Origin of the sequence: Streptomyces sp. NPDC090032, from assembly GCF_044748025.1 — a bacterium.
Lineage (GTDB): Bacteria > Actinomycetota > Actinomycetes > Streptomycetales > Streptomycetaceae > Streptomyces.
Window position 1 is genome coordinate 127328 of record NZ_JBIVFF010000017.1, and the last position, 19356, is coordinate 146683.

Below are 19356 nucleotides of genomic sequence, written 5' to 3' on the forward strand. Positions count from 1 at the left end.
CACGCAAGGAACCCATGACGACCTCACACGACGGCAGCGACGTCCCCCAGCTCGACGGACCGCTGCCCGGCACGGTGGCACTCGACGACGCGGCGGGCGTCCCGGTGGAGCGGGGGACGCCGCCGGTCGCACCTCTCGACCTGACGGTCACCACCCCCGACGCGGAGTCCTTCGAGGACAGCACCGTCGCGGTACGCAGCGGCATGGCCGTGTTCACCGCGGGCCCCGCCGCACCTGCCCGCACCCTCATGAACATCTTCGGCGCGTCCGTGCGTGACCACCGCGACGAGGTGGCTCTGGACGACGGCGCGAAGCAGCTCACGTACCGCGCGCTCGCCGACGAGGTGGAGAACCTGCGCGTGCGGCTCGCGCTCGCCGGGGTCCGCAGGGGCGACCGGGTCGGGGTCCGCGTCCCGTCCGGAACCAATGATCTCTACATCGCGATTCTCGCGGTGCTCGCCGTCGGTGCGGCTTACGTCCCGGTGGACGCCGAAGACCCGGACGAGCGAGCCGAGTTGGTCTTCGGCGAGGCCGGGGTCCGGGCCGTCATCGGCGCCGGCCACGACCTCACCGCGTGGGGAGCCGACGGCACGGAGGAGGGTGGCATCGGGACTCCCCCGGGGTCCGCCGCGTGCCTGCCCGGGACCGAGGACGACGCCTGGATCATCTTCACGTCCGGCTCCACCGGGAAGCCCAAGGGCGTCGCCGTCTCGCACCGCAGCGCCGCCGCGTTCGTCGACGCCGAGGCCGCGCTGTTCCTCGCCGACGAGCCGATCGGCCCCGGCGACCGCGTCCTGGCCGGTCTGTCCGTCGCCTTCGACGCCTCGTGCGAGGAGATGTGGCTGGCCTGGCGCAACGGCGCCTGTCTGGTGCCGGTGCCGCGCTCCCGCGTCCGCAGTGGCGCCGACCTGGGGCCCTGGCTCGTCGAGCAGGACATCAGCGTCGTGTCGACGGTGCCCACGCTCGCCGCGCTGTGGGAGCCCCACGTCCTGGACGACGTACGCCTTCTCATCTTCGGCGGTGAGGCGTGCCCGCCAGAGCTGGCGCAGCGGCTGGTCACCGAGGGCCGCGAGGTGTGGAACACGTACGGGCCCACCGAGGCCACGGTCGTCGCCTGCGCGTGTCTCATGACCGGCGAGGAGCCGGTCAGGATCGGACTGCCGCTGGACGGCTGGGAGTTGGCCGTCGTCGACGAGGCCGGCGACCCCGTCCCCCTCGGCGCCACCGGCGAACTCGTCATCGGCGGCGTGGGACTCGCCCGCTATCTCGACCCCGCCAAGGACGCCGAGAAGTACGCGCCGCTGCCCTCGCTCGGCTGGGAGCGCGCCTACCGCAGCGGTGACCTGGTCAGGGCCGATCCGGAAGGCCTCGTCTTCCTGGGGCGCGGCGACGAGCAGATCAAGCTCGGCGGGCGCCGCATCGAGCTCGGGGAGGTCGACACGGCGCTCCAGGCGCTGCCCGGCGTCGCCGGAGCGGCCGCCGCCGTGCGCACGGCGCGCAGCGGCAACCAACTGCTCGTCGGCTACGTCGTCACGCAGGACGGCTGGGACCGCGCCGAAGCCGTCGAGCGTCTGCGGGCCGCGCTGCCCGCCGCCCTGGTGCCGCTCCTCGCCCCCGTCGAGAGCCTGCCCACCCGCACGTCCGGGAAGGTCGACCGGGCCGCGCTGCCCTGGCCGCTGCCCGACCTGGAGACCTCCACCGGTCCCGCCGAGCAGCTGTACGGCACGGAGGCGTGGCTCGCCGAACAGTGGGCTCACACCCTCGGGGTGTCCGTGACCGGCGCCAAGGACGACTTCTTCGCGATCGGCGGCTCCAGCCTGGCCGCCGCCCAGCTGACCACGCGGCTGCGCACCCGCTACCCCAGCGCCGCCGTCCTCGACATCTACCAGCACCCGACGCTGCGCAAGCTCGCCCGTCATCTGGAGGAGTCCGCGCAGGGCACCGAGGCGCACCGCGACGTCGGGCCGGTCCCGGTGCGGGCCCAGGTCCTTCAACTCCTGCTTCTCCTCCCGCTGTTCACACTTGTCGGGCTGCGCTGGTGCGTGGCGCTGGCCGCGCTCGGCAACGTCCTGCACTGGTTCGGGTCCTTTGCGTGGGCTCCGGCACTGTCCTGGTGGTGGGTGGCCGTGGGGGCGGCGGTGCTGTTCAGCCCGGCGGGGCGGCTCGCGCTCGCCGCGGGCGGCGCGCGGCTGCTGCTGCGGGGCGTCGGGCCCGGCACGTACCCGCGCGGCGGCCAGGTCCATCTGCGGCTGTGGACTGCGGAGCGGATCGCCGAGTACAGCGGGGCGACGTCACTGACCGGCTCGTGGCTGCTGCGGTACGCGCGCGCCCTGGGCGCCCGGATCGGCGCCGACGTGGACCTGCACTCGCTGCCGCCGGTGACCGGCATGCTCAAGCTCGGCCGCGGCTGCGCCGTCGAGGCAGATGTGGACCTGTCCGGGCACTGGCTGGACGGCGACCGTCTGGTGATCGGTGCCGTCAAGGTCGGCGGCGGCGCCGTCGTCGGCACCCGCAGCCTGCTCTTCCCCGGCGCCCGCGTCGGCAAGAAGGCCGAGGTGGCCCCCGGCTCCGCGGTGACCGGTCAGATCCCGACCGGCCAGCGCTGGTCGGGCTCCCCCGCCGTGAAGCTGGGCAAGGCCAAGCGGGACTGGCCGAAGCAGCGGCCGAAGCGGTCGTACGGGTGGCGGCTGATGTACGGCGCGTCGGGCCTCGCCCTGTCCGCGCTGCCGGCGCTCGCGGCGGTGCCCGCGCTCGCGGTGGCCCTCCGCTTCGTACCCGCGGACGCGGGTCTCGGCGAGGCGCTGCGCGGCGCCCTGCTCGCGGTGGTGCCCGCCGCACTGGCCTTCGGATGTGCGTACGCGCTGCTGCTGTTGGGCGCCGTTCGGCTGCTGAGCCTGGGGCTGCGGCCGGGGCTGCACCCGACGCACAGCCGCATCGGCTGGCAGTCCTGGACCATCACCCAGCTGATGGACGCGGCCCGGCAGACGCTCTTCCCGCTGTACGCGGGCCTCGTCACGCCTGTGTGGCTGCGGCTGCTCGGCATGAAGATCGGTCGCGGCGCGGAGGTGTCCACGGTCCTCGCTCTGCCGAGCCTCACCACGGTCGGCGACGGGGCGTTCCTCGCCGACGACACCCTGACCGCGCCGTACGAACTCGGCGGCGGCTGGGTGCGGATCGGGCGGGCCGCGATCGGGCGGCGGGCGTTCCTCGGCAACTCCGGCATGACCGGGCCGGGACGCAGCGTCCCCGACGGCGGTCTGGTGGGTGTCCTGTCGGCGACTCCGAAGAAGGCCAAGAAGGGCACGTCGTATCTGGGGCTGCCGCCGATGAAGCTGCCGCGCGCTCCCGAGGGCGGCGACCACTCCCGTACGTACGACCCGCCGGCGCGGCTGCTGTGGGCGCGCGGCGCGGTGGAGCTGTTCCGGCTCGTGCCCGTGTTCTGCTCGGCGGCGCTCGCCGTCCTCACGGGCGGGGTGTTGTGCGCGCTCACCGGTGCGACAGGCGTGGGCTGGTGGGCGACTGCCGCGCTGTCCGGGGCGGTGCTCCTCGGTGCGGGCGTCGTGGGCGCGCTGGCTGCGGTCGCCGCGAAGTGGCTTCTCGTGGGCCGACACCGGGCCGGTGAGCACCCGTTGTGGAGCGGCTTCGTCTGGCGCGACGAGCTGGCGGACACGTTCGTCGAGGTGGTCGCCGTGCCGTGGCTGATCGGCGCGGTGCCGGGCACCCCGCTCATGACGCTGTGGCTGCGCGGCCTGGGCGCACGCGTCGGCCGGGGTGTGTGGTGCGAGAGTTACTGGCTGCCGGAGACGGACCTGGTGACCCTCGGCAGCGCGGTCAGCGTGAACCGTGGCTGTGTGCTGCAGACGCACCTCTTCCACGACCGGATCCTGCGGATGGACAAGGTGGCGCTCGGCGCGGGTTCGACGGTGGGCCCTGGCGGAATCGTCCTGCCGGGCAGTACGGTCGGCGCTCGCGCCACTCTGGGGCCCGCGTCCCTGGTCATGGCCGCGGAGTCCGTACCCGACGACACACGCTGGCTGGGCAATCCGATCGAGGCCTGGCGGTCCTAGAAGGGCGGACACACCTTAAGGTCGGTCAAGGCTTCGATGCGTACGGCACGGGGTGGGGGGCACGACACAGACACGTTGGTACGGCGCAGGGAGTGGACACTTCAGTGAGCGGCCAGACAGCGGCTTCGGAGCCGTACTTCCCCGGCCACGGCGACCCCCGTTACCGGGTGCACCGCTACGAGCTGTCCCTCGACTACCGCCCCGGCCCCAACCGCCTCGCAGGTCACGCCCGCATCAGCGCCATAGCGGGCCGGGCCCCGCTCGCCGAGTTCCATCTCAACCTCGAGGCCTTCAGGCTCGGCAAGGTGCTCGTCGACGGCCGGCCGCCGCGCTACACGCACCGGGGCGGCAAGCTCCGGATCCGGCCCGTCAAGCCGCTGCGGGCCGGGGCCGCGTTCACGGTGGAGGTGCACTGGTCGGGCAACCCGAAGCCGGTCAACAGCCCCTGGGGCGGACTCGGCTGGGAGGAGCTGTCGGACGGGGCGCTCGTCGCGAGCCAGCCCGTCGGGGCGCCGTCCTGGTTCCCGTGCAACGACCGGCCCGACGACAAGGCCGCGTACCAGATCTCCCTCACGGTCCCCTCGCCGTACACGGTGGTCGTCGGCGGGCGCCTGCTCACGCGCACGACGAAGTCGTCGACGACGACCTGGGTGTACGAGCAGCAGGCACCGACGCCGAGCTATCTCGTGGGCCTCTCGATCGGCATGTACCAGACGGTCCTGCTGGGCGATCCGGGGCTCGGCGGGGTGCCGCAGAGCGCGTACGTGCCCGTGCGGCTGCTGCCTGAGTTCTCGCGGGACTTCGCCCGGCAGCCCGAGATGATGCGGCTCTTCGAGGACCTCTTCGGGCCGTACCCCTTCGGCGAGTACGCCGTCGTGGTGGCCGACGAGGACTTCGACGTCCCGGTCGAGGCACAGGGGCTCTCCCTGTTCGGCGCGAACCACGTGGACGGCGCGCGGGGCTGGGAGCGGCTCGTCGCGCACGAGCTCGCCCACCAGTGGTTCGGCAACAGCCTCACCATCGGCGACTGGCGGGACATCTGGCTGAACGAGGGGTTCGCCAAGTACGCCGAGTGGCTTTGGTCGGAGCGCTCCGGCGGTCGCTCCACGCAGGAACTGGCCGCCGCGGCGCACCGCGAGCTGTCCACGCTGCCGCAGGACCTCGTGCTCGCCGACCCGGGCCGCAAGTCGCTGTTCGACGACCAGGTCTACGAGCGCGGCGGGCTCACCGTGCACGCGATCCGCTGCGCGCTCGGCGACGAGCCGTTCTTCCGCATGGTGCGCGACTGGGTCGCGGCGCACCGGCACGGCGTGGTCACGACGGAGGCGTTCACGGCGCACGTCGCCCGGTACGCCGCGGCGCCGGTCGGCGACCTCCTGACGGCGTGGCTGCGTCGCAGGCCGCTCCCGCCACTGCCCGCACCTCTCGTCCCGTACAGGTAAGGATTTCCCGTGGCAGACGGAACACCGCGCTTCCCCCTGGATCCCACGCCCGTCCACGTGCCCGACGCCGTCCTGGAGGATCTGCGCCGGCGCCTCGACATGACACGCTGGCCCGACGACGTCGGGAACGGCGACTGGTTCTACGGCGTCGACCGCTCCTACCTCCAGGAGCTGGCCGATCACTGGCTCCACAGCTACGACTGGCGAAAGGCCGAGGCCGCGATCAACGCCTACGAGCACTACCAGGTGCGCGTCGACGGTGTTCCCGTCCACTTCATGCGCAGGCCCGGAGCCGGCCCGAACCCCACCCCGCTGATCCTCACCCACGGCTGGCCCTGGACGTTCTGGCACTGGTCCAAGGTCGTCGACCCGCTGGCCGACCCCGCGGCCTTCGGCGGGGACCCGGCCGACGCGTTCGACGTCATCGTCCCGTCCCTGCCCGGCTTCGGCTTCTCGGCGCCGCTGCGCGACCACCCCGACATGAACTTCTGGAAGGTCGCCGACCTCTGGCACACCTTGATGACCGACACGCTCGGCCACAGCCGGTACGCCGCCGGCGGCTGCGACATCGGCGCCCTCGTCACCGGTCAGCTCGGCCACAAGTACGCGGACGAACTGCTCGGCATCCACATCGGATCGGGCCTGAAACTGGACTTCTTCAGCGGCGACCGTGCCTGGGACTTCAGTGGCGGCCGGCCCATCCCGGACGGGCTGCCCGACGACGTCCGGGCCGGGATCCTGGCCCTCGACCGCCGCTTCGCCTCCCACCTGGCCGTGCACGTCCTCGACCCCAGCACGCTCGCCTACGGCCTGAGCGACTCGCCCGTGGGGCTGCTCGCCTGGATCCTGGAGCGCTGGGTGAGCTGGAGCGACCACCACGGCGACATCGAGAGCGTTTTCACGAAGGACGATCTCCTCACCCACGCCACGATCTTCTGGGCCGGCAACACGATCGGCACCTCGACCCGGTACTACGCGAATGCCAACCGCTACCCGTGGACGCCCGCCCACACCCGCACGCCCGTCGTCGAGGCCCCCACGGGACTCACCTTCGTCGGCCACGAGAACCCGCCCGGCGTCACGACGACGCGGGAGCGCGTCGACAACTGGCTCGCGAGCGACCGCGCCGACTGGTACCACCACGTCAACGTCAACGCCCATGACGAGGGCGGGCACTTCATCCCGTGGGAGGTCCCGGGCGCCTGGGTCGACGATCTGCGCCGCACGTTCCGCGGGCGGCGCTGAGCGCCGGCTCCGGCCGCTACTCGAACCGCGAGGGGTCGCCCGCCCCGCGCCGTACGATCTCCGTCTCGCCGCCGGAGAAGTCGATGACGGTGGTCGGCTCGGTTCCGCAGTCGCCGGAGTCGAGCACGACGTCGACCTCGTGGTCGAGCCGCTCCTTGATCTCCCAGCCCTGCGTCAGCGGCTCGTCCTCGTCGGGCAGGAGCAGCGTGCTGGACAGGATCGGCTCGCCGAGTTCGGCCAGCAGTGCCTGGACGACGGCGTGGTCGGGGATCCGGACGCCGACCGTCTTCTTCTTCGGGTGCAGCAGCTGGCGCGGCACTTCCTTCGTCGCGGGCAGGATGAAGGTGTAGCTGCCGGGCGTCGCCGCCTTGATCGCGCGGAACACGTCGTTGTCGATCTGCACGAACTGCCCGAGCTGGGCGAAGTTCTGGCACATGAGCGTGAAGTGGTGACGGTCGTCGAGGTGGCGGATCGCGCGGATCCGGCCGATGCCGTCGCGGCTGCCGAGCCGGCATCCCAGCGCGTAGCAGGAGTCGGTCGGATACGCGACGAGTTCGTCGGCCCGGATGCTGTCGGCCACACCGCTGATCGTGCGCCGTTGGGGGTTGTCGGGGTGTACGTCGAAGTACTTCGCCATTCGCCGAGTCTAGTGGCCACCGGCGTGAATCGATCTCCGAACGGGCGCGGCTCTCCCCCGAAAGCAGTCCTCTCAAAGCAGTCCCCTGACAGCAGTCCCCTGACAGCAAAAGGAAATGCGGTCACGGCACGTCAACGTGTTGTATGGCCCTCATGGTGTCTTCCGACCGACTGCTGGCCTTCGCGGCCATGTCGTTCCTGCTGATCGTGATTCCGGGCCCCAGCGTGCTGTTCGTGATCGGACGGGCGCTGAGCCAGGGGCGCCGTGCCGCGCTGACCACGGTCTTGGGCAACACACTCGGTGCCTACGTGCTCGTCGTGGCGGTGGCGCTCGGGGTCGGCGCCGTCGTGGAGCGCTCGGTCCTCGTCTTCACCGCGCTGAAGCTCGTCGGCGCCGCGTATCTGGTGTACCTCGGCGTCAAGGCGGTGCGTCAACGGCGTTCTCTGTATGCCGCGTTCACCGGTGACGGGGTCGCGCACGGCAGCCTGCGTACGTTGTGGGAGGGGTTCGCCGTGGGTGTGGCCAACCCCAAGACCATCGTGTTCTTCGCCGCCGTGCTGCCTCAGTTCGTGGACCGCGGCCAGGGGCACGTCACCGTTCAAATGCTGCTGCTCGGCCTGGTCTTCAACGTCATCGCCGTGGCGTCCGACAGCGTGTGGGGACTGGTCGCGGCGACGACGCGGAGCTGGTTCGCCCGCTCGCCGCGGCGGCTCGGCATGGTCGGCGGGGTCGGTGGGCTCACGATGATCGGCCTGGGCGTCACCGTGGCGGCGACGGGCCGTACCGACTAGGCGCGTTCGACTCTGTCTACGGCGCGAGCGCGACGCCCAGGGAGGCGGCGCCCATGGGCTTCGGTGCGCCCTTCTCGTAGCAGACGTCCAGGGCCGTGATCGTGAATCCGGCTTCCGCCAGCAGGTCGGTGATCGGGCGCGTGAGGTGGCAGCCGCCGAAGAGCCGCTTGTTCACCGGTTCCAGGCGTCGCTGCCAGCGGCGTACGTTCTCGTCCTGTTGCGGCGCGAGCCCGTGCTCCAGGAAGTGCAGTGATCCGCCGGGCCGCAGCACGCGGCGCACCTCGCGCAGCGCGGCGCCGGCGTCGGGGATGGTGCACAGGGTCCACGTCGACAGCGCGGTGTCGAAGCTGGCGTCCTCGAAGGGCAGCGACTGGCCGTCCGTACCCGCGCGGCGCACCGGGACGGACGCCGCCCCGACCCGCTCGGCTGCGAGTCTCCATCCGACGTCCGAGGGTTCGATCGCGACGACGCCCTCGACGGTCGACGGGTAGTAGGGGACGTTGTGTCCCGTGCCGAACCCGATCTCCACGACCTGTCCCCGCAGCCCCTCGCATACCCGCCGTCTCAGCGGTGCGGTCATCTTCACGCCACAGGCGACATCGATGATCCGGGGCAGCACCTGCTCGGCATAGAACCCCATGGCGGCCCTCCATGTCTCGCTTCCAGGATCGCACCGTGGCGGCCCCGGTGCGACGTTGCGGAACCGCGATCTCCGGGACCGCAACCATGGCTGCTCCTGAGCGGTCCTATCCGTAGCTCAACAGGAGACCCAGGAGGAATGTCTTGTCCCGTGCGCCCCGTAATCGCCGTCGGCTGGCGCAGGCCCTGATCGCCTGCGGATGCGCGGTGACGCTACTCGCCGGCTGTTCGGAGGGCGATACCCGTGAGGACCGCACCGCCGACCCCGCGCCGCGGGTGCCCACGGGCCGGGGTGCGGGCGAGCGCGGGCTCGGGGACTTCGACCGGGACGGCTACGACGACTTCGTGACGTCGATGACCACACGGAACAAGTTCCGGCAGCCGACCGCGTACCACGTGCTGGTCCTCCCAGGCTCCGCCAAGGGCCTGGATCCCGGGCGCCGCAGGACCTACCGCGACTTCTTCTACGGTCCGCTGCTCCGCGCCGACCTCAACCGTGACGGCTACACGGACCTGGTCGCGACGCGGACCGACCATGACGCCACGGATCCGGTGCAGCGCGACAGCCCGGGGAACGCCGTGATCCTGCCCGGCGGCAAGAAGGGCCTGGGCGACCCGGTTCCCGTCAAGGCCGCCGGTCTCGTCATGGCGAGCGCGGCCACCGATGTCGACGGCGACGGGGCCGTCGACCTGGTCTACGCGGGGTACCACCCTCACGGGAACGACACCGAACTGCCGGACCGGCAGGGCCTGGTGGCCTACGGCTCCTTCGGCAAGGACGGCGCGCCCGCCCGCACCGCCGAACTCGAGAACACGGCGAGCCCCAGCCAGGCGATCAGCGGGGACTTCGACGGCGACGGCTACGGCGATGTCATGTTCACCGACCCCGTCCCCGACGAGGCGGACACGGATCCGCCGGTGGACAACGGCCCGTACGTGACGTACTTCCGGGGCAGCCCCCGCGGGCTGACGCCGGCCCGGCCGCCGGGGAACCTCGGCAACGACACGTACGACGGAGTGATGGTGCCGTGCAGCGGTGACGTCGACGGCGACGGGATCGAGGACGTTCTCTCGCCCGGCTACCGCGAGGTGGGCGTCGCGGAGGGCCCCGCCTCGGGGCGGCTCACCGTGGCATACGGGTCGAAGTCGGGGGTGGGTGGCGGGCGGCCGAACGTCGTCTTCGACCAGGAGACACCCGGCGTTCCGGGCGACTCGCAGGGCAAGGACGGTTTCGGAAGGGGAGCGGGCACCGGCGACGTGAACGGTGACGGGCAGCCGGATCTGCTCGTGGACACGCCGGGAGAGGACCAGGGCAACGGGCGCTTCACGCTGTTGCCGGGCGGTCCCGACGGTTCCCCGACGGGCGCGAACGCGACCGCCTTCGACCTCGACACCCCCGGTGTGCCCGGCAAGCACGACCCGTCGGGCGGTGACGGGTTCGCCGCCACGTTCCCGCTCCTCGACGTCAACGGCGACGGCCGGTCCGACGTGGTGGCGAACGCCCCCGGCTACCGGCGCGGCAAGGGCGGCTTCTGGCTCTTCCCGGGTACGCCGAAGGGACTTGGCACGGCCGGGCGGATCCAGTTCGTGGACCCGTCCGGCCTCGGGCTCCCGCCCCGTACCGTTTAGGGCTCAGCCGCCGTCCGGGGGTGGACCCTCACGGGTGGCCCGGTTCGTCGTCGCGGCACTGGGCGCGGCGCCGCCCGCGTCCGTCGCGCTCTGCTCTGCGGGAGCGAGAGGCATGGCGCCGCCCCGGAGGCGCTCCAGGTCGCAGGCGCGGACCTGAATGACGACGAGGGCGATGAGCGCGGCGAAGACGGCGAAGACGGCGGCGACGACGAACGCACTGGAGATCCCCGACGCCAGGACCTGGTCGCCCCAGGGGGGGCGGGAGTTGTCCGGTCCTGCGGAATTCGGGCCGCTGGGCCGAGGTCGCCTGTGACAGGAACTTCGGCACCTGGTCGGTGGCCTCGTTGCGGCCGGCCCCGGCATGGGAAGGCGCGCACCTCAAACTTGCAGTGAACGATCTCGCTCACTACACCGACGTTATTCCTGGCCGCGGGGCCCCGCGAATCGATCAACGATCACGGGACCGCCCCGGCCACGACCCTCGTTTCACCCGGCCTCCGGGGCTTCCAGCAGGTCGCGCACCTCCTCCGCGGTCGTCTCCTGAAGGTCCTCGCCGAGCAGCAGCCAGCGGGTGATGCCGATCGATTCGAGGAACGGCAGGTCGTGGCTGGCGATCAGGAGTGCGCCCTCGTACGACTCCAGTGCGCTCGTCAACTGCCGCACGCTGGCCATGTCCAGGCTGTTGGTCGGCTCGTCGAGCATCAGGAGCTGGGGGGCCGGTGCCGCGAGCATCGTCGCCGCGAGTGCCGCGCGGAAACGTTCGCCACCGGAGAGGGTGCCGGCGGGCTGTTCCGCGCGGGCGCCCTTGAACAGGAACCGCGCGAGCTGGGAGCGGATGTGGTTGTCGGTGACGCCCGGAGCCCGGCGCGCCACGTTCGCCGCGACACTCAGCTCGTCGTCCAGAACGTCGAGGCGCTGCGGCAGGAACCGAAGCGGTACGAACGTCTTCGCCTCGCCCGACAGCGGTTCCAGCTCACCGGTGAGGGTGCGCAGGAGTGTGGTCTTTCCGGCTCCGTTGCGCCCCACCAGCGCGATCCGTTCGGGGCCGTGGATGTGGAGGCTGCCGTCGCGCAACTTGCCGTGCGGGAGGCTCAGTTCGTCGAGGCTCAGCACCGTACGGCCCGTGGGTACGGCGGTGTGGGGCAGGCTCACGCGGATCTCGGCGTCGTTGCGGATGGCCTCCGAGGCCTCCTCGCGCCGCTCGTGCGCCTCGCTGAGCCGGTCCTCGTGCAGCCCGCGCAGTTTGTCGCCGGACTCCTGCGCGGACCTCTTCTTCTCCCCTGCGACGATTCTCGGGGCCTTGCGCTGGGCGTCCAGCTTCTTGTTGTGCCGGGCGCGCCGGGCCACCTTGATCTGGGTCTCCTCCAGTTCGCGCTTCTGCCGGCGCACGTCGGCCTCCGCGGCCCGCAGCATCCGGCCGGCCGCTTCCTGCTGGGTGGCGAGCGCCTCCTCGTACGCGGACCAGCCGCCGCCGTACCAGTTCACCGAGCCGGAGCGCAGTTCGGCGATGCGGTCGACCCGTTCGAGGAGTTCGCGGTCGTGACTGACCACGACGAGGACGCCTGAGCGCCAGGAGTCGACCGCCTCGTAGAGCCTGCGGCGGGCGAAGACGTCCAGGTTGTTGGTCGGCTCGTCCAGCAGGAGAACGTCGGGGCGCTCCAGGAGCAGGGCAGCCAGGCGCAGGAGGATGGTCTCGCCGCCGGACAACTGGCCGACGGTGCGGTCGAGTTCGACGTCCGCGAGGCCGAGGGAGCCCAGTGTCGCCAGGGCGCGCTCCTCGACGTCCCAGTCGTCGCCGACGGTGTCGAAGTGTTCCTCGCTCACATCGCCGTTCTCGATGGCGCGCACCGCGGCGCGACGCTCGGCGATTCCGAGGGCCTGGTCGACGCGCAGCGCGGTGTCGAGGGTGATGTTCTGCGGAAGGTAGGCGAGGCTGCCGCCGACGGTCACCGAGCCCTGAGAGGGGGCGAGTTGACCGGCGAGCAGGCGCAGCAGGGTGGACTTGCCGGTGCCGTTCGTGCCGACGAGTCCGGTGCGGCCCCGGCCGACGGTGAGGGAGAGCCCGTCGAAGACGGGGGTGCCGTCCTGCCACTGGAAGGACAGGGCGGAGCAGGTCAGGGAGGCGCTGGGCGCGGTGGGTGTCGCCATGGTGTTTCTCGCATTCGCAAGCGCGGTGGGAGGGGGCTACGTATGCGAGCACCACGCGGCGACCGAACCGGGAGAGCGGAATTCCGAGAACCCGGCAGGGGGTGCGGCTGTCCGGGAATCATCGAGGGACGGCTCATGCACCGAGGTCGCATCCACGCGGGGTCACGGGCGGCACGGAAAAGCCGCTACAGCGTGACGGGCGTACGGCGGCGAAGGCCGTACGGCGCGGTGATCGCGATCCTCAGATGCGCAACGTCCACCTCGATCGGAGACAACAGAGACGTGGAAAACCTTAGCGACCGGGTGATCGGAAGGCAAGATCCCCAGTTCACGAGCGTGACGCTGCCCGACATGCACCCCTTGTCGCAACGTGCAAGTCTGGGAGTGGCCGGCCTGCCGTCGGGCACTCCGGCGCACTCCGGCAGGAGGAACGATCATGAGCAAGAAACAGAGCCGCCAGAACCGCGGCGCCCGCTCGGGCGGCCACGGCCATGACCGCAGCACCGCCGCCGAGAAGAAGGCGACGCCGGAGCCGATCACGAAGGCGACCGACCCGTCCGAGGAGCCCGCGCGCCGGATCTCGGAGCACCACTCGCACAAGCAGCCGCGGAAATTCGGCCACAACTGACGCGGGGTTCGCCCCACGCACCGTCACGTCCCGCGACGCGGGGTCACCGAACGCGGGCCCCCGCGCCGGTGGGCGGCTCCCTCCCGCTCCTCGCTGAGGGCATGGACGGATACGCGGGTGAGGTCATCGACAAGATGCCGACCGGCTCAAACTCACCGCGAAGCCCCAAGTCGCCGCACGCGTACGGGAGATGACGCGGAGCACCGACCCGGCGGGCGCCGCCGCGGCGCTGCGGGGGCGTGCCGAACGCGCGGACTACCGGGCGACGTTGGCGGCCACGCCCGCTCCCACCCTCGTCGCGGTGGGCGCGGACGACGTGTACATCCGGTCCGAGGAGGCCCGGGGCATCCAGCGGCTGATCCAGCACGCGACCCTCGCCGTCGTCGACCGCGCCGGACACCTGCCGAACCTGGAACAGCCCGAGCCTTCGACGCCTCACCGGTCGACTTCCTCAACTCCCTCCGAAATTAAGAGACTTGCCGGAACAGGGCCGTCCAGAGGAAGGGTTCGCCGAAGCTCTGCGAACCGGGCGCCTCGTCGCGCATGCGCCGCTGTTCGACCTCGGTCAGGTCGGAGAAGATCCAGCGCAGGGACTCCGCCGTGTAGGCGAGACCGCCGTGCAGGCCGGATCCTCGGTAGAGATCGGCGTCGGCCACCTCCGAACCCATCGCGCCGGACGCGAAGCAGGTGAGGGCGAGGTGGCCGCCGGGGGCGAGGGTCCGGTCGAGGAGGCCGAGGTAGCTGATGCGGCGGTGCGGCGGCAGATGGTGGAAGCAGCCGGAGTCGTAGATCAGGTCGTACGGGCCGCGGAGTTCGGCGCCGGCCGGGGAGAAGGCGTCGCCGCAGTGGAAGCGGATCTCCGCGCCCGCTTCTGCCGCCCGTTCCTCCGCCCAGGCGATGGCTTCCGGGGACAGGTCGACGGCGTCCACCTCGAAGCCCTGCGCGGCGAGGTGGATCGCGTTGCGCCCGGGGCCGCAGCCCAGGTCGAGGGCGCGGCCCGGGGTGACGAGCCCGCGCCGGAGGTAGGAGACGAGGTTCTCGTCGGGCTTGTCGGCGAAGAACGGCACGGGTCTGGTGCGGTCGGCATAGAAGCCGTCCCACCAGGTGGCCGCACCGCCGGTCCAGCGGTCGGCGGCCGGCGCGAACAGCCCGTCCAGGAGCGCGAGTACGTCGTCGACACTGCGTATGTTCCGGTCCATCCGGCTCCCCTTCCCTGTCCGGCGATCCTAATTTCGCGGGGTCTTTCGGGAGAGCACGGCGCCGCACCAGCGGCCACCGCACACGCTTCGGCACTCGCCGAACCGTCCGCCGCCTAGCGTCTGCGGTGTGCGGAACGAATCGGCGAGGGGGGCTCAGTGACGGTGTGGGAGATGGTCGCCGTCTGTGCGGCCGGGGTGGGCGCCGGAGCCATCAACACCGCTGTGGGCTCCGGGACTCTGATCACGTTCCCGGTTCTGCTCGCCACCGGCCTGCCGCCCGTCACCGCCGGCGTCTCGAACGCGCTCGGACTGATCCCGGGGTCCGTCAGCGGCGCCATCGGATACCGCGCCGAGCTCGGCGGGCAGGGGCGGCGCATCCTGAAGCTGGGAGCCGGTGCGGTGCTCGGCGGGTTCGCGGGCGCCACTTTGCTGCTCACCCTTCCGGCCGCGGCTTTCGAGGCGATCGTGCCGGTCCTCGTCGGCCTCGCTGTCGTCCTGGTCGCGTTGCAGCCCCTGATCAGTGCCCGGCTGCGGCGGCGGCGCGAGCGGTCCGGCGCCCGCCCGCGCGGCGACGCCGGGCCGCTCCTGTTCACGTCCCTCATGCTGGCCAGCGCATACGGCGGCTACTTCTCCGCCGGGCAGGGAATCCTCTACGTGGCGCTGATGGGGATGCTGCTCGACGAGCCGCTGCAGCGCCTGAACGCCGTCAAGAACGTCCTGGTCGCCGTCGTCAACGCCGTCGCCGCCCTCTTCTTCCTCTTCGTCGCCGACTTCGACTGGACGGCCGTGCTGCTCGTCGCGGCCGGATCCGCACTCGGCGGCCGGCTCGGCGCGCAGGCGGGCCGGCGCCTCAGCCCCGGCGTCCTGCGTGCCCTGGTCGTGACGGTGGGGACAGCCGGCGTCGTCCAGCTGCTGGTCCGGTGACCGAGCGTGCTCACTCCGCCAAGGGGCCCGCATGCGGTTCGAACATCGTGAACGGAGCTCCCTGAGCATCCCGTACCGCGGCCCAGCGTCCCGCCTCGTCGTCCCACTCGCCCGTCACGGCGCCGTCGTGCTTGAGGGCCGCGCGGGCACACTCGGCGATGTCACCCACGGTGAACTGGACCTCCCAGTGCGGCCGGACGTCAGGATCGGGGGCCGCCTCCACGGCGCCGGAGCTGATCCGGGCCATGGACAGGCCGCCGCAGACCAGGACGACCTCTTCGTTCTCGTAGCGGACGTCGCAGCCGCCGGGCCGGGTCCAGCCCAGGACCTCGCCGTAGAAGATGGCGGCGTCGAAGGCGTTCCGGGTCACGAGCCTGAGCCCGACCCGCGCCTCCGGATGCCACCCGCTCCAGTCCCGTACGAGGTGACCGGACCAGATCCCGAACGCGGCGCCGCTGCTGTCGGACACCAGCGCGGCGCGGCCCAGCGGGAAGGGGATCGGGCCCACGCCGACGGTGCCGCTGCGTTCGCGCACCCGGCTCGCGGTCTCGTCCGGATCCTCCACGGCGAAGTACGGCAACCAGGCCGTGGCCACGCCGAGGGAGGGCGCCACCGCGCCGATACCCGCCACCGGTCTGCCGTCCGCCATCGCGACGGCGAACCGGTCGCCCATGCGGCCCGGGCGGAATTCCCAGCCGAGTACGGCCTCGTAGAACGCTCTGGTGGCGGCCAGGTCGTGCGCCGCGAGGCTCACCCAGCAAGGGGCCCCGAGCACAGCGCCGCTCAGCGGGCCGCCCTCGTCACCGGCCTCGGTGGCCAGTCTGTCGGTCATCGTGCACCATCCCTGAATCACGGCCTGCGCCCATTGCAGCAAGAACGGCCTCGTGCGGCCATCGCCCAGTGGGGCGACACGCAACTGGCCGAAAGCCGCCGGGCGAGGGGTCAGGGACCTGGGGACACCTTGAAACGCCCGACGTAGAATCAGGATAAAAGGTGCCGATCGGGCACGCTGTGGGTGGTGCCGCGTCGGCGTCGTGATCTCGGGGTGGGTGGTGCCGCGCCCTGGCCGGAAGGAGTCGGCGATGACGGCCGGGCAGGGGCTCGATCCCGAGCGGGCGGAGAAGTTCGCGGGGCGCATGGTCCAAGTGGTCAATGACGCGTGTCTGGGCTATCTGTGCAGCCTCGGCCATCGGACAGGGCTGTTCGATGCGATGGCCCCTCTTCCGCCGTCGACGAGCGTGCAGATCGCGAAGGCCGCGGATCTCGACGAGCGCTACGTACGGGAGTGGCTCGGCGGTCTGACCGTCGCCGGTGTCGTCGAGTACCGGCCGGACGACGGCACGTACCGGCTCCCGCCCGAGCACGCGGCTTCCCTCACCCGGGCCGCAGGGCCGGAGAACATGGCCTCGCTCCTTCAGGACCTCGCCCTTCTCGGCATCGTCGAGGACGAGGTGCTCGACGCCTTCCACAAGGGCGGCGGGGTCCCCTACTCCTCGTATCCGCGGTTCCAGGAGCTCCAGGCCGAGGAGACGGGCCGGGTCTACGACGTGGCGCTGGTCGACACGATCATCCCGCTGGCGCCGGGCCTCCCGGAGCGGCTGCGCGCCGGGATCGACGCGCTGGACATCGGGACCGGGCAGGGCCACGCGGTGAATCTGCTGGCCCAGGCGTTCCCCGCCAGCCGGTTCCGGGGGGTCGACATCTCCCGGACCGGCATCGCGGCGGCACGCGCCGAGGCGGAGCGGCTCGGTCTCGACAACGTCCGGTTCGACGTGGTCGACACCGCCGACCTGGCCGGTACGTACGACCTGATCACGGCGTTCGACGTGATCCACGACCTGGCCCGCCCGGCGCGCACCCTGGACGCGGTGGCCGCCGCGCTGCGTGACGACGGCGTGTTCCTCATGGGCGACATCTCCGCCTCCAGCAACCTCGAGGAGAACATCGGCCATCCCCTCGGCCCCGCCCTGTACACCTTCTCGGTCTTCTACTGCATGACCGTGTCGCTGGGTGAGGGCGGCGCGGGGCTCGGCGCGGTGTGGGGGCGGCAGCGGGCGCTGCAGATGCTCGGTGATGCCGGGTTCGGTGACATCGACGTGGAGCAGGTCGAGGGCGACATCCTCAACGTGTACTACGTGGCCCGCAAGTGACCCTCGCGCCGGCTCACCGGGTCATGCGCCGGCCGGGGAGCGGCGGACCAGACGGGCGTGCGTGGCCGCCGGGGAGCTGACGAGTTCTGCGACCTCGTAGCCGTCGACGCCGTCACTCAGGTTGTCGAGGAGGCGCTCGCCCTTGCCGACCAGGAGCGGCACGATGGCCAGGTGCAGTTCGTCGACGAGGCCGGCGCGCAGGTACTCCTGGATCGTGGCCGGGCCCCCGCCGATGCGTACGTCCTTGCCGTCCGCGGCCTCGTAGGCCCTGGCGAGGACCGTCTCGACGGGCTCGTCGGTGAAGTGGAAGTCCGTTCCGCCCTTCATCGACACCGACGGACGCCGGTAGTGCGTGTGCACGAACACGGGGTGGTGGAAGGGCGGGTTGTCGCCCCACCAGCCGGTCCACGCCTCGTTCTCCCACGGTCCGCGATAGGGGCCGAACATGTTGCGGCCCATGATCGTGGCGCCGATGTTGTCCTCGCTGCGGGCGACGAAGTCGACGTCGACGCCCTTCTTGCCGTCGGCATGGTCCCGCATCGCGGCGAACATCCAGTCGTGCAGGCTGTCGTCGATCCCGTCGCCGAACGGCGCGTCCATGCGCTGGTCGGTGCCGGCGGCGAACCCGTCGAGCGAGACAGTGACGTTGTGTACGCGGAGCTTGGGCATGACGTCTCCTTGGTGGTGACCGTGGCGGGTCCGTTCCCGCCCTCACCCCTGCGTCGAACGGTGCGGGGCCGGATCGACAGCGCGTCCCGATTTTCTTCCAGGAATCCCGTCGCCGCAGCGCGTACGGGGCAGGCGACCTCTCAGGCCTCGGGGAGCCCGGCCAGCCACTCGACGAGGATGCGGTTGACCTCGTCGCCGCGCTCCTGCTGGATCCAGTGGCCGCAGCCGTCGAGGATGTGCGACGCGCGCAGGCCCGGCAGCGTGGTGGGGTAGGCGTCGATGGCGTCGGCGAGCCAGGTGGTGGACGCGTCCATGGCGCCGCCGATGAACAGGGAGGGCTGGGTGACGGGGGCGCCCCGGTGGGCGGCGAGTTCCTCCCAGTCCCGGTCCATGTTCCGGTAACGGTTGAGCCCCCCGGTCAGTCCCGTACGTTCGAACTCCCCTGCGTACACGTCGAGTTCGGCCTCGTCGAGCCAGGCGGGGAGCCGGCCGACGGGGAAACGGTCACGCATCGCTGCGCCCCGGGCGACGAAGTGCGGGTCGGGTGCGCCGGGCGCGGCCATCGTGTCGGCCGACAGCGCGGCGTAGAGGCCCGCGAGCCAGCCGCGCACGTCCGGCTCGATCTCCGCCTCGGCCCTCCCTGGCTCCTGGAAGTACGAGACGTAGATCTCCTCGTCCCCACCCATGCCCGCGAAGATGTCGCTCGGCCGGGGTCCGCCGGGCGGGGTGTAGGGAACGCTCAGCAGCGCGACCGCGCGGAAGACGTCCGGCCTGAGCAGTGCCGAGCAGACGGAGATGTTCGCGCCCCAGTCGTGTCCCACGAGCACCGCGGAACGCTCACCAAGGGCGTGCACGACGGCGACGTTGTCGTCCACCAGGTCGAGCATTCCGTACGCGGCCGGGTCCGCGGGCTTCGACGAGCGGCCGTAACCGCGGACGTCCATGGCTACGGCCCGGTATCCGGCGGCAGCCAGGGCCGGCAGCTGGCGGCGCCACGAGTACGAGGTCTCGGGGAACCCGTGCACGAGCAGGACCAGCGGCCCCGTGCCCTGCTCGATGAGGTGGATCCGGCCCGCGGGCCCGTCGACCAGTCGGTGCGTGGCTTCCCCGGCCTGCTGCGTCATGAGACCTCCTTGTAGACACCGTGCGGCACCGCCGGGTGCGATCGGCGATGGCCGACACCGATCA

The 19356-nt window shown here is 71.7% G+C and carries 15 protein-coding genes and 1 pseudogene; 8 read left to right on the forward strand and 8 right to left on the reverse strand.

The features are described from left to right. Positions 1-203: 203 nt before the first annotated feature. From ACIPWY_RS34630 to ACIPWY_RS34640, 3 genes are all read left to right on the forward strand, one after another. Entirely contained in the window at positions 204-4067 is a 3864-nt protein-coding gene (locus tag ACIPWY_RS34630) for a Pls/PosA family non-ribosomal peptide synthetase (RefSeq protein WP_393702524.1), read from the forward strand. Between the two features lie 104 nt (positions 4068-4171). Then, on the forward strand, positions 4172-5509 hold the full coding sequence (locus ACIPWY_RS34635) for a M1 family metallopeptidase (protein ID WP_362907884.1): 1338 nt from the start codon (positions 4172-4174) through the stop codon (positions 5507-5509). A gap of 9 nt (positions 5510-5518) precedes the next feature. Continuing rightward, positions 5519-6754: an epoxide hydrolase gene (locus ACIPWY_RS34640; protein WP_362907883.1), complete on the forward strand. Its 1236-nt coding sequence runs from the start codon at positions 5519-5521 to the stop codon at positions 6752-6754. 16 nt (positions 6755-6770) lie between these two features. Here the strand turns inward: ACIPWY_RS34640 and ACIPWY_RS34645 are convergent, their stop codons facing one another. Then, complete coding sequence (locus tag ACIPWY_RS34645; RefSeq protein WP_362907882.1) at positions 6771-7391, reverse strand: L-threonylcarbamoyladenylate synthase; 621 nt, start codon at positions 7389-7391, stop codon at positions 6771-6773. Positions 7392-7543: 152 nt separating this feature from the next. Here ACIPWY_RS34645 and ACIPWY_RS34650 point away from each other — a divergent pair, with 152 nt between their 5' ends. Next, the gene (locus ACIPWY_RS34650; RefSeq protein ID WP_362907881.1) at positions 7544-8182 is read left to right on the forward strand and encodes a LysE family translocator; all 639 of its coding nucleotides are present in this window, start codon (positions 7544-7546) and stop codon (positions 8180-8182) included. A 16-nt stretch (positions 8183-8198) separates the two neighbouring features. Here ACIPWY_RS34650 and ACIPWY_RS34655 read toward each other — a convergent pair whose 3' ends face one another. Continuing rightward, a complete protein-coding gene (locus ACIPWY_RS34655) occupies positions 8199-8822 on the reverse strand; it encodes a class I SAM-dependent methyltransferase (RefSeq protein WP_393702460.1) in 624 nt (207 codons plus the stop codon). A gap of 143 nt (positions 8823-8965) precedes the next feature. On the opposite strand from ACIPWY_RS34655, the gene ACIPWY_RS34660 reads away from it, so the two are divergent. After that, positions 8966-10450 carry an FG-GAP repeat protein gene (locus ACIPWY_RS34660; RefSeq protein ID WP_401536409.1) on the forward strand — a complete coding sequence of 495 codons (1485 nt, stop codon included), beginning with the start codon at positions 8966-8968 and terminating at the stop codon, positions 10448-10450. A gap of 3 nt (positions 10451-10453) precedes the next feature. Here ACIPWY_RS34660 and ACIPWY_RS34665 read toward each other — a convergent pair. Both ACIPWY_RS34665 and ACIPWY_RS34670 read right to left on the reverse strand, forming a co-directional pair. Further along, positions 10454-10805: pseudogene (locus ACIPWY_RS34665) on the reverse strand (MFS transporter); the annotation flags it as partial. A 131-nt stretch (positions 10806-10936) separates the two neighbouring features. Continuing rightward, positions 10937-12598 carry an ATP-binding cassette domain-containing protein gene (locus ACIPWY_RS34670; protein ID WP_362907878.1) on the reverse strand — a complete coding sequence of 554 codons (1662 nt, stop codon included), beginning with the start codon at positions 12596-12598 and terminating at the stop codon, positions 10937-10939. A gap of 436 nt (positions 12599-13034) precedes the next feature. On the opposite strand from ACIPWY_RS34670, the gene ACIPWY_RS34675 reads away from it, so the two are divergent. Further along, complete coding sequence (locus ACIPWY_RS34675; RefSeq protein WP_362907877.1) at positions 13035-13226, forward strand: hypothetical protein; 192 nt, start codon at positions 13035-13037, stop codon at positions 13224-13226. Between the two features lie 467 nt (positions 13227-13693). Here ACIPWY_RS34675 and ACIPWY_RS34680 read toward each other — a convergent pair whose 3' ends face one another. Continuing rightward, complete coding sequence (locus ACIPWY_RS34680) at positions 13694-14425, reverse strand: class I SAM-dependent methyltransferase (RefSeq protein ID WP_393702465.1); 732 nt, start codon at positions 14423-14425, stop codon at positions 13694-13696. A gap of 156 nt (positions 14426-14581) precedes the next feature. Between ACIPWY_RS34680 and ACIPWY_RS34685 the strand changes: the two genes are divergently transcribed. Next, positions 14582-15349, forward strand: a complete 768-nt coding sequence (locus tag ACIPWY_RS34685; RefSeq protein WP_393702467.1) for a sulfite exporter TauE/SafE family protein — start codon at positions 14582-14584, stop codon at positions 15347-15349. A 10-nt stretch (positions 15350-15359) separates the two neighbouring features. On the opposite strand, the gene ACIPWY_RS34690 is transcribed toward ACIPWY_RS34685, so the two are convergent. After that, the gene (locus ACIPWY_RS34690; RefSeq protein ID WP_362907874.1) at positions 15360-16181 is read right to left on the reverse strand and encodes a VOC family protein; all 822 of its coding nucleotides are present in this window, start codon (positions 16179-16181) and stop codon (positions 15360-15362) included. 250 nt (positions 16182-16431) lie between these two features. Here ACIPWY_RS34690 and ACIPWY_RS34695 point away from each other — a divergent pair, with 250 nt between their 5' ends. Continuing rightward, on the forward strand, positions 16432-17499 hold the full coding sequence (locus tag ACIPWY_RS34695; protein ID WP_393702469.1) for a class I SAM-dependent methyltransferase: 1068 nt from the start codon (positions 16432-16434) through the stop codon (positions 17497-17499). A 21-nt stretch (positions 17500-17520) separates the two neighbouring features. On the opposite strand, the gene ACIPWY_RS34700 is transcribed toward ACIPWY_RS34695, so the two are convergent. Both ACIPWY_RS34700 and ACIPWY_RS34705 read right to left on the reverse strand, forming a co-directional pair. After that, positions 17521-18168: a dihydrofolate reductase family protein gene (locus ACIPWY_RS34700; protein ID WP_393702471.1), complete on the reverse strand. Its 648-nt coding sequence runs from the start codon at positions 18166-18168 to the stop codon at positions 17521-17523. A 140-nt stretch (positions 18169-18308) separates the two neighbouring features. Next, entirely contained in the window at positions 18309-19292 is a 984-nt protein-coding gene (locus ACIPWY_RS34705) for an alpha/beta fold hydrolase (protein WP_401536416.1), read from the reverse strand. Between the last annotated feature and the right edge of the window lie 64 nt (positions 19293-19356).